The 10,952-nt window shown below is 42.9% G+C and carries 8 protein-coding genes; 5 read left to right on the top strand and 3 right to left on the bottom strand.

From position 1 onward, the window contains the following. Positions 1 to 202: 202 nt before the first annotated feature. Complete coding sequence (locus ACH10T_RS09350; RefSeq protein WP_394809020.1) at positions 203 to 1,180, bottom strand: L,D-transpeptidase family protein; 978 nt, start codon at positions 1,178 to 1,180, stop codon at positions 203 to 205. A 684-nt stretch (positions 1,181 to 1,864) separates the two neighbouring features. Here ACH10T_RS09350 and ACH10T_RS09345 point away from each other — a divergent pair. From ACH10T_RS09345 to ACH10T_RS09335, 3 genes are all read left to right on the top strand, one after another. Then, on the top strand, positions 1,865 to 3,067 hold the full coding sequence (locus tag ACH10T_RS09345; protein ID WP_394809019.1) for a porin: 1,203 nt from the start codon (positions 1,865 to 1,867) through the stop codon (positions 3,065 to 3,067). 140 nt (positions 3,068 to 3,207) lie between these two features. Further along, positions 3,208 to 3,654 carry a hypothetical protein gene (locus tag ACH10T_RS09340; RefSeq protein ID WP_394809018.1) on the top strand — a complete coding sequence of 149 codons (447 nt, stop codon included), beginning with the start codon at positions 3,208 to 3,210 and terminating at the stop codon, positions 3,652 to 3,654. Between the two features lie 7 nt (positions 3,655 to 3,661). Continuing rightward, complete coding sequence (locus ACH10T_RS09335) at positions 3,662 to 4,225, top strand: hypothetical protein (RefSeq protein WP_394809017.1); 564 nt, start codon at positions 3,662 to 3,664, stop codon at positions 4,223 to 4,225. On the opposite strand, the gene ACH10T_RS09330 is transcribed toward ACH10T_RS09335, so the two are convergent. Then, positions 4,215 to 5,486 carry a glycerate kinase gene (locus tag ACH10T_RS09330; RefSeq protein ID WP_394809016.1) on the bottom strand — a complete coding sequence of 424 codons (1,272 nt, stop codon included), beginning with the start codon at positions 5,484 to 5,486 and terminating at the stop codon, positions 4,215 to 4,217. The genes ACH10T_RS09335 and ACH10T_RS09330 overlap by 11 nt on opposite strands. Continuing rightward, positions 5,483 to 8,302 (bottom strand): excinuclease ABC subunit UvrA, encoded by a 2,820-nt coding sequence (uvrA, locus tag ACH10T_RS09325; protein WP_394809015.1) that lies wholly within the window; start codon positions 8,300 to 8,302, stop codon positions 5,483 to 5,485. The genes ACH10T_RS09330 and uvrA overlap by 4 nt, the downstream gene beginning before the upstream one ends. 93 nt (positions 8,303 to 8,395) lie before the next feature. On the opposite strand from uvrA, the gene ACH10T_RS09320 reads away from it, so the two are divergent. Beyond that, positions 8,396 to 9,754 (top strand): MFS transporter, encoded by a 1,359-nt coding sequence (locus tag ACH10T_RS09320; protein ID WP_394809014.1) that lies wholly within the window; start codon positions 8,396 to 8,398, stop codon positions 9,752 to 9,754. Next, positions 9,755 to 10,204, top strand: a complete 450-nt coding sequence (ssb, locus tag ACH10T_RS09315; protein WP_394809013.1) for a single-stranded DNA-binding protein — start codon at positions 9,755 to 9,757, stop codon at positions 10,202 to 10,204. The last annotated feature ends 748 nt before the right edge of the window (positions 10,205 to 10,952 follow it).

Here is a 10,952-nt window from a genome sequence, read left to right as displayed (position 1 = left end):
AAACACTGCGCTTTGACTGAAATCCAAGAAATAAAAAATCAGAGGCGCAAAACCAGAGGTTAGATCCCTCTTTTTATTAACCTAACTGGTACACTTTTCGCGCGCTATTTGGTACCTTTTTACTCCGTCATTGACACACCAGAACAGTGTGGTGCCAATAACCAACTAAATTTGTTCAACTTTTAACCGGACACTACTGATTTTAAGTATGTAATTGAATTTGAGAGGGTGAGCGTGATATTAGAACGGGCATGCCACTTTTCTCGATTATTGCTTGTTTTAAGGCTTCTTGGTCTATTTCAAAATCTAAAGGAATATTTTTCTTACTACTCTTTAGTTCAAGAAAATCATTAATTGCAGCTGCGACTATTTGTTTATAGTTGGTGTATTTTCCTTCATCTTCTTCCAACGGTGGATGAAGTTCAATAAAAAGTGAGTCAAGTAACCAGCCGAGCTTAATAGGTTGGTTAACAATCTGTATTTGCGTACCTACTGGAACTTTATCAAAGAGCGCCTCAATGTCTTCTGGGTACATACGAACACATCCAGCTGAAACGCGCATTCCAACGCCAAATGGTTTGATAGTGCCATGTATGAGGTAGCTGCCACTGCCGATACTCAAACGCATGGCATGTCGTCCAAGTGGATTGGTAGGGCCAGGGGGTACTATGTTGGGATATGGTTGCTCGCCATTTGCTATTCTATCCATCTGAAGGGATTTGGGAGGTGTCCATGTAGGATCTTTCTTTTTTTCAACTATTCTGGAAATTCCCAATGGCGTTATCCAGTCCATCCTGCCGATTCCTACCGGATGAGTAATAATCATTGGTTTCTCCCCTTTTTTAGGTTCTGGAAAGTAATAAATCCTCATTTCCGGTAAATTAAGTATCAGATCCTTACGATCAGCTTGAGGAATAATATAGCGGCTTGGCAAAATAACTTTCGCGCCATCTTCTGGTAGCCATCGGTCGACATTAGGATTGGCTAACAAAATTTCTATCTGACCGATATCGTATTGACGTGCTATATCCAGTAGCGTCTCTTCACTACTTGCTTGCGTGGTTCGTATTTGACCAAAAATATCAATATCCGGGGGCGGGAGTGTCCAGGTTTCGGCTCGTATTGAAGGAGTAGCGATTAGATTGGTTATAGCAAATATAAGTAGAATGATTCTAAGCATAAACATACCTTACAATATGGGCCTAGTTATAGAGAGATAAACGAAATGATAACTGAAAATTTCTGATTGAAAACGAGAAAAAGAAGTATATCTGCAGAAGTTTAACTGGAATATATATACATCAAACCCAATTTTTAATAAACCGGAATTAAAATCTGAAAGTTTGGATGTCATATCTCATCCTGAAATTGTTTGGGAATGAAAGGGAAGAATTTCTAATGATTAGGCTCTTGCAAGCAGTTCTAACAAATGTGTAGATTTACTTGGCGTGCAAGAATCATCAGAATCACCCACATTGTGGGTAAAAAAACTGTGAATTTTTAGTGAAGAAGAGAAACCGAATTCGACCCGATCGCCTCCTTTTATTTGTAAATTATGATGCATGAAATTATTGTGCTCAGGGTTATAATAAAAGGGATTTCGGTAATATTGAACACGTTGAAAATGAGTAATTGCTACAACTTATAGTCAGAAAAACAACAATCATGTTGCTTGAATACAACAGATCTGTTATTTAATTTGCAAGATTTACTCGTTTTTCTTGCAGAGTGCCTCTGTGTTGGGCACAATCCGATCAAACCTCCTGATTCGGGAGGTCCGAACAAGCGGGGTACATTCCACTGGAGTGTAGTAGGCAACAATAGGACGGCCCCAGTCGTTTTAACATTAAAGGAGAACTTCCGTATGAAGAAGAAACTTATTTCGTTGGCAGTAGCCGGTGCACTTGCAGTCCCGATGGCTGCGTCAGCACAAGGAACAAATGTGACACTTTTTGGTAGTGTTCAAGCTGAGTATGCTACAGTCAATCGTGATGGTCAAAGCAGTCAAGCACTTATCGGCGACGATACAGGTCGTTCAAGATGGGGTATGCATGTTACCGAGAATCTGGGCGGCGGATTAAAAGTAAAAGCGCGTGTTGAATATGGCTTTAGCACAGGAAGTGGCGCTTTGGGAATTGCTCGGGAACGTTGGGTTGCATTGGCTAACGATACCTGGGGTGAAGTGAAATTTGGTCGTGTTCAATCTCCATTTAAAGATTTTGCCGGTGGTATGACCATTGATCCATTTGCATACACGACCCTTCAAGCTTCAGGCAGCGGCGGTACCATGACTGCGTCAGCAAATGGTCTGGGTTCAGGCGCTAATGGTTTTGTAAATAGCGCTGCGCGTTACGATTCACCAAAAGTTGAAGGCTTTAGCTTTTCAGGTTTGTTAATGCCAGGTGACTCAAATAGATTAGATCCAGCAAATCCTATTGCTGCATCAAGCGGTTTTGCTGGTAGTCAATCAAATTCCGGTGGTGAAGATGGTGAATGGGACTTCCAAGTTGCGGGTAAATATGAGAAGCAAATACAAGGCCATAATTTAGGCGTGTTTGGCGGATACTCTCGCGATAACGTTAGTACTCGTCAAAGAACACAAGGTTTTAACAACAATGAACACGTCTGGCGTGGTGGTGCAATGTGGAGTTACCAAAACTTCAAGCTGAGTGGTCAGTACGAGAATATTAACAATGCAGTGGGTGCAGCAACCTGTACTAATGCTGGTCAGTTAGGTAATCCCGCAACAGGTTTGGGCCAACCAAGTGATTCACGTGGGCAGTGCAATTCAGCAATGAATCAGAATGGTAGTGGTAATATCTGGTTTGCGGGAGGTCAGTATGACTTAGGCAACACCAGTCTGATCGCTCAAGGCGGCATGACCAATGCTCATGCAGCCGGTGGCCAAGTAAGTCGTGAAGTAAGTAGCTTTACAGTGGGTGCGATACATAATTTGAGTAAGCGTTCGAGCCTTTTCGGTGGCTATCAGCGCGCAATGGTTGATACAACAAACCCAGTATTTAAAGATAGCAACACTTACTCGGTAGGTATGCGTCACAACTTCTAATCAAAGTTAGTCTTGTAAAAAAGGCACCAATTGGTGCCTTTTTTATTGCTGGAAAGAAATATAATCAATCCTGTTAATTTTTTTGTTGAAAATTGATATCTCAAGAAACATCGATAGATTCTTAAGGAGATTGGGTAGTTATGAGCATGAAAGAATGGACTGATGAGGAATTGGTTATGACGCGAGATAATCTCGAAGCCTGGAACAAACGGAATAACAATTTAGGTTCCGGCTCAAAATTATGGCTATTTACAGCATTTTTAGGCGCATTTGCCATTTCTACGGGAGTTGCATTTATCTTTTTAGATGGCGTTGATGTGATGAGCATCATTTTGATAACTATGGGTGCAATTACGTGTGCATCTTGGTATAAAAGTGAGAAACAACGTAAGGATAATATTACATTTCTTGCCGAAATTAATAAGGAAATTAAATCTCGTAAGATAAAAGATGAGCCGAAATCGAAAGACAAAACGGATGTGCAAGTAAACGAGATTAAAGAGGATGTACAGAAAGAATCATCCGCAACGGAACCTCAGGCTGCTGAAAAGAGTTCTAAGAAAATAGAAGAAAAATCAGAACAATAGTTTGCATATGAAAACGAGTAATTTATTGACAGCACTGTTGCAATTTATTACTTCAGTAACTCGCTCAGAAAATTTCCTTTGTGAAAATGATTCGAATATACAATTTAATTTAAATCCAGAAGATGGCCGGATTTTTGAAGCATTGTGTCAATTTTTATGGATTCAGGGAGATCCATTGCCACTTATTTTTGATGTGGAAAATGAAATTTATACGAAACAGGGAATTACGCTGTCAACACTCAAACATCTCGAAGAAATCGGTTTGATTATTTTTGACGTCAATGGGTTCGTTAAAAAAGGATTGGGTAAGCATACGCGATTATTTTATAGTGGAAAGCCGACAAAAATAGGTTTCCAGAACGATGGAAATAATTATCTGGACTTGGGGCATGTACTGCTAACAGAGCGTGGTAAAAAAATGGCCTCGGCTTTTAAGCTATCAAGAAATCAGGAATTCTATGAATATATGATTAACAGGTGGTTTCAACAGGGATTGGTTTTATCATCAATACAGATTGGCCGGAATCAGAAAACTGATTTTGATGATCGCGTGTGTTCGACTAAAGAATAAGGATGGCACGGTAATCATTAACATTGGTATAAGTTGGTCCAGTAATCACTAAATCGTTTAGCTGCTCAAAAAATGCATAGGCATCGTTATTGTTCAAAAATGATGTGGCATTCAATCCCAGTTGCTTTGCACGAATTAATGAATCGGGTGAGATAAATGCGCCAGCATTATTTTCAGTACCATCCAATCCATCCGTGTCGCACGCAAGTGCATAAATGTCTTTAAGATCAGCAAGCTCAATTAGCAGCGATAGTAAAAATTCAGAATTACGGCCTCCGCGGCCATTGCCTTTGATGGTAACTGTTGTTTCACCACCCAATAAAAGCGCTATAGGCGCTTTTAACAATTGCGGGTGTAAGCGGATCTCCCTCGCTAGCGCCGCATAACTTTTAGCAATCTCCCGCGATTCTCCAGTGACTGTGTCGCCCAAGATCAAGGTGGCGATAGTGTGTTCTTGAAAATAATTTGCTGATGCAAGCAGTGATTGATATGCGCTCGCAATAATTTTGTTTTCAACACGAGAGAAAATAAGGGAGCCGGGTTTAGGTGTTTCACTGGCTGCGTGTGCTTTGCCTTCAAGTAAAATTTTTCTAATCGATGGCGGTACATTCAGACTGTACTGATCCAGCACGGCAAGCGCATCAGAAAAGGTGGTTGGGTCGGGCGAACAAGGGCCAGAAGCAATATGTGTTGCTTCATCGCCGGTAACATCAGAAATAATTAATGCCAGTACGGGAGCCTTGCAAGCCGCCGCAAGCCGGCCGCCTTGAATAGCAGACAAGTGTTTGCGGACGGTATTGATTTCCTGGATGCTGGCTCCACATCGCAATAATTGCTTTGTCACTTCTTTTAGATCCTGCAATGAAATACCGTCACTCGGTAACGAAAGCAGACTGGATCCTCCACCACTGAACAAACAGAGCAATAGATCTTCAGATTTTAACGCCTTAACTGCGGCCAAAATTTCTCGTGATGCTCGTTCTCCATTTTCATCGGGAATCGGATGATCAGCCTCTGTTACTTTAATTCTTTGGGTAGGTAATTTATGCCCATAACGGGTGATCACTAAGCCGTCCAGTTGAGCAGAAGATGGCCAGGTGTTTTCAACCGCCAGCGCCATAGCGGCGGCAGCTTTGCCGGCACCGACAACAAGCGTGCGGCCTTTAGGGGGATTGGGCAGATGTTGCGGTACGATATGAGCCGGATCGGCTGCTTTAACCGCGACTAAGAAACTTTCCAGCAAATAGCTGCGCGGATTCATTTGGTAAGCATGGATTGCAGGTAATGGCCTGTAAAACTGTTTTTATTCACCGCGATTGCTTCGGGTGTGCCTTCTGCAATGATGCATCCGCCGCCGTCGCCACCTTCCGGTCCTAAATCAATAATCCAGTCGGCTGTTTTGATGACATCCAGATTATGCTCAATTACCACTACGGTATTCCCATGATCACGCAGTCTGTGTAAAACTTTCAACAGCAGATCAATATCCTGGAAATGTAAGCCGGTTGTGGGTTCATCTAGAATATACAGAGTGCGTCCCGTATCGCGTTTGGACAGTTCCAATGATAATTTTACCCGTTGTGCTTCACCACCGGAGAGTGTCGTGGCAGATTGTCCCAATGTAATATAGCCGAGGCCTACTTCCAGAAGTGTTTGCAATTTGCGCGCGACTACGGGGACAGGGGTAAAAAATTCAGCTGCCTTTTCCACAGTCATTTGCAGAATGTCATTGATATTTTTACCCTTATACTGAATTTCCAGTGTTTCCCGGTTATATCGCCGACCGTGGCATACATCACAGGTAACATAAATATCAGGCAGGAAATGCATTTCCACTTTGATCATGCCGTCCCCTTGACAAGCTTCGCAGCGCCCACCCTTGACATTGAAAGAAAAACGGCCGGGGGCATAGCCGCGTTCTCGTGCCTGTGGCACACCGGCAAACAATTCCCGGATGGGGGTAAACAATCCGGTGTAAGTTGCTGGATTGGAGCGTGGTGTGCGTCCGATGGGACTTTGGTCCATATTGATCACTTTATCGAAAAAAGCCAAGCCGTCAATTTGTTGATAAGGTGCGGGTTCGGCGTTACTGGCATAAAGGTGCCGGGCTACCACACGATGTAGCGTTTCATTGATTAAAGTGGATTTGCCGGATCCCGAAACGCCTGTTACGCAGACAAATAGTCCTATCGGTAGGTTAAGTGTGACATTTTTGAGATTATTACCGGATGCGCCGTCAATTCGGAGTATTCGTTCTGGATTGGGTTCGTGACGTTTTTCCGGTATTTTGATCGATAATTTTCCAGATAAGTATTTACCAGTCAGAGAATCACTGTTTTCCTGGATGGCTTGCGGACTGCCCTGAGCGACAATGAAACCGCCATGCTCTCCAGCACCAGGCCCCATGTCGACCACGTAATCCGCAATCTGTATGGCATCTTGATCGTGTTCAACCACAATGACACTATTGCCCAGATCACGCAAATTCTTAAGCGTATCCAGTAGGCGCCCATTATCACGTTGGTGCAATCCGATGGAAGGTTCGTCCAAAACATACATGACGCCGGTCAGGCCGGAGCCGATTTGACTGGCAAGACGTATGCGCTGGGATTCACCACCCGACAGCGTATCAGCCGAGCGATCTAAGGATAAGTAATCCAATCCAACATTGTTGAGAAATTGCACGCGACTGGAAATTTCCTTGATGATACGCTCGGCAATGGCATGTTTGTGACCTGTTAATTCAATTTGGTCAAAAAACAGCTTGGCTTTTTTCAACGGGAAAGCACTGATTTCGTAAATTGCCTGTCCGGCAACATGTACATGGCGGGCAGCTTGGCATAAGCGTGTGCCGTGGCATTCCGGGCAGGTTTGCGCATTGAGATATTTTGCCAGCTCCTCACGAACCGTCTGTGATTCCGTTTCCTTATAGCGACGTGTCAGATTGGGAATAATGCCTTCGAAAGCATGTGTTTCTTGGTGCTTTCGGCCACCTTCGGTTAAATAGGAGAAATGTATTTTTTCTTTACCAGATCCATACAGAATAATGTTGCGAATAGATTCATCTAGATTCTCAAATGGAATTTCCAGATCAAATTCATAATGTTTTGAGAGTGCTGTTAATAGCTGAAAGTAAAATTGATTGCGCCGATCCCAATTTTTTACCGCACCGGAAGCCAATGAGAGATGCGGGAAAGCTACTACGCGTGCGGGATCAAAAAAAGTGATCTGCCCCAGGCCATCGCATTTATTGCAGGCACCCAATGGATTATTGAATGAAAATAGTCTGGGTTCTAATTCGGATAAGGAATAACTGCAAACAGGACAGCTGAATTTGGCAGAAAAAAGGTGTTCATGACCCGTATCCATTTCAACCGCTAAAGCGCGTCCGTCGGAATAACGTAACGCTACTTCAAATGATTCGGCAAGCCGCTGTTTGGCATCCGGAGAAACTTTCAAGCGATCAACAACAACTTCAATCGTATGCTTTTTGGTTTTTTGCAACTTGGGTATAGCATCAATTTCATACACTTCCCCGTCAATCCGCAAGCGAATAAAACCCTGCGCACGAAGTTCATCAAATAAATCGGCTTGCTCACCTTTGCGTTCGACGATTAATGGCGAAAGAATCATTAAACGCGTGTCAAGCGGGAGTTGTGACACATGATCGACCATTTGTGAAACGCTTTGCGCTGTCAAGATAATGTTGTGCTCGGGGCAATGTGGGTCACCGACGCGGGCAAACAGCAAACGCAAATAATCGTGGATTTCAGTAACTGTCCCTACTGTCGAGCGGGGGTTATGCGAGGTTGCCTTTTGTTCGATGGCGATTGCCGGAGAAAGGCCCTCGATCAAGTCAACATCCGGTTTTTCCATGAGTTGAAGGAACTGTCTCGCATAGGCCGAAAGTGATTCCACATAGCGACGTTGACCCTCCGCATAGAGCGTATCGAACGCGAGTGAGGATTTTCCCGATCCGGATAGCCCAGTGATGACAACGAGTTTGTTACGTGGCAGATTGAGACTGATGTTTTTCAGATTATGGGTGCGCGCACCACGTATTTTTATGGATTCCATTGGCTATCTATGTATGAGTCAACCTGCTAATATACCCAACTTTTTGGAAATATCACAACCTGATTCATGTCTGCTTCATCTTCATCTGAAAAAATGTCTCCAGCAGAACTGCGCGCGACCATCGGTTTGGCCGGTGTTTATGGCTTGCGGATGTTTGGATTATTTATCATTCTGCCGGTATTTGCTTTTTATGCTGAGGATTTGCCTGGCGGAAATAACTACACACTGATTGGTATCGCACTAGGGGCATATGGTTTAACGCAAGCCATTTTGCAGATTCCTTTCGGCTGGTTGTCTGATCGTATCGGACGTAAACCTGTTATTTATATGGGTCTGATTTTATTTGCTATTGGCAGTGTGGTTGCTGCCCTTGCAATAGATATTTACTGGGTGATACTGGGCCGCATTATCCAAGGCGCTGGCGCAATCTCGGCTGCAGTGATGGCACTTGCTGCGGATCTTACGCGCGAAGAACATCGTACCAAAGCAATGGCTACAATCGGTATGACCATTGGCACTGTTTTTGCCATTTCTTTAATTGTTGCCCCCATTCTGAATCAATGGATTGGCGTTCCAGGGATTTTTGCCATGACAGGTGTATTAGCACTTCTGGCAATGATTGTGATAAAGAAAATAGTTCCTGATCCGCAAATCAGTCGTTTTCATTCTGACACAGAAGCATCGCCCACAAGTTTTGGTAGTGTATTGCGTGATACACAGTTGTTGCGTTTAAACTATGGTATTTTTGCTTTACACGCTACGTTGATGGGGCTATGGCTAGTTGTGCCACTCACTCTGCGTCAAGCGGGAATGGAAGCGGATGATCATTGGCAAATTTATTTACCCGTTTTACTTTTGTCGATTGTATTAATCATTCCAGCGATTATCTATGCTGAGAAAAAAGCTCAGTTAAAATTTGTATTTGTTGCAGCGATTGCTTTATTGCTGATCGGACAAGTATTGCTGGCAACCACCTTTGATTCTATTTGGGGTACAGCGATTGCGTTATTGGTTTTCTTCACAGCATTCAATTTGCTGGAAGCTAGCTTGCCGTCATTGATCTCAAAGATTGCACCGGTTGGTGCAAAGGGAACTGCAATAGGAATCTACAGTAGCACTCAGTTTTTAGGTGCTTTTGTAGGTGCAGCAGTAGGCGGTTACCTATTTGGAAATTATGGAAGCTATGCGCTATATTCCTTTTGTGGATTATTACTCATCGTATGGTTAATGCTTGCTGTAACGATGAAAGCTCCGGCTGCAGTGCGTTCCAAGATGTATCATGTGCAAGAGATGGATTCGAATAAATCGATAGAACTATCGCGTGAGCTTGCAGCGATAACGGGTGTGCATGAAGCTTTGGTGCTGGTTAATGAGAGAGTGGCCTATCTGAAAGTTGACATGAAAGGTTTTGATGAAGAGAAAGTGATTAAATTGCTAGGGGAGGAGACATAAATGGCATCAGTCAATAAAGTTATACTCATTGGTAACTTGGGAAAAGACCCGGAAACTCGTTACATGTCAAATGGTGATGCGGTAACGAATATTACATTGGCAACGACGGATACCTGGAAAGACAAAAATGGTGAGAAACAGGAAAAGACTGAATGGCATCGAGTAACCTTTTATCGCAAGCTCGCAGAAATTGCAGGAGAATACTTAAAGAAAGGCCGTCCTGTTTATATTGAGGGTAGGCTGGAAACCCGAAAATGGACTGATAAGAATGGTGTAGAACGTTATACGACGGATATTGTTGCAAACGACATGAAAATGTTGGGCAATCGATCAGGAAGCGGTAGCTTTGAATCACCTGATCATGAAGAAGACAATTCTGCTCCTAATCGGTCTTCTTCAGCTAAGGGTACAGGTGGATTTGATGATATGGATGATGATATCCCGTTCTAGCCGAATAACTGAATTAATGTTTGTCAGGTAAGCGAAGTACTCCCGTCCGGAATTCTACCGTGGGGATATTTGATTGGCGACGGGAGGGTGATGAGAATTCAATACTTTCTATATTGCCGCCAATCTCTCTGGCTATGTTTCTGAACTCAAGTGCTAGCATACATTTTGGAACAATAAATGTTTGCTTAAGTCCAGACTTGAAGTGAACAAGAATTTTCATAACGCTATTCCAGGTAAGTTTTATTTATTAAAGGGTTAATTAATAGATTCTCAGCAATGAAGCTGTTTCTACGACCTAAGAAAAATAAACTTTAGAATATTTTGTTATAGTTCTTTTATCCTAAATTTCCTAATCGATTATTGAATCCTTTGAATAAGTAATTCAAATTTTCGATAGAAGGAGAAATAATCGTGTTGGTTATATTATTAGATACAGTCTTTATGAATTAAATATATTTCTATTTCTATCGAGAAATGGAATCAGTAGTGTCCGGTTAAAAGTTTAACAAATTTAGTTGGTTAGCGGCGACACACTGTTCTGGAATGTAGGCAGCGCCTTGTTATTCCAATTTTCGATAGAAGCATTAATAATATAGCCTTTACCATTGGTAGAGGCCATCATGGCACGGAAGGCAAGTGGGGCGGAGCAACTTGTGGTGGCAATGGAACGGTTAAAGAAGGCCAAGACTGAGGCAGAACTCCGAGCTGGGCAAGCGATAATGCTGCCATTGGTGCTAGGTTTAAGTCT

This window comes from Nitrosomonas sp. (assembly GCF_043753625.1).
Lineage (GTDB): Bacteria > Pseudomonadota > Gammaproteobacteria > Burkholderiales > Nitrosomonadaceae > Nitrosomonas.
This window is presented reverse-complemented; position numbering and strand designations above follow the sequence as displayed.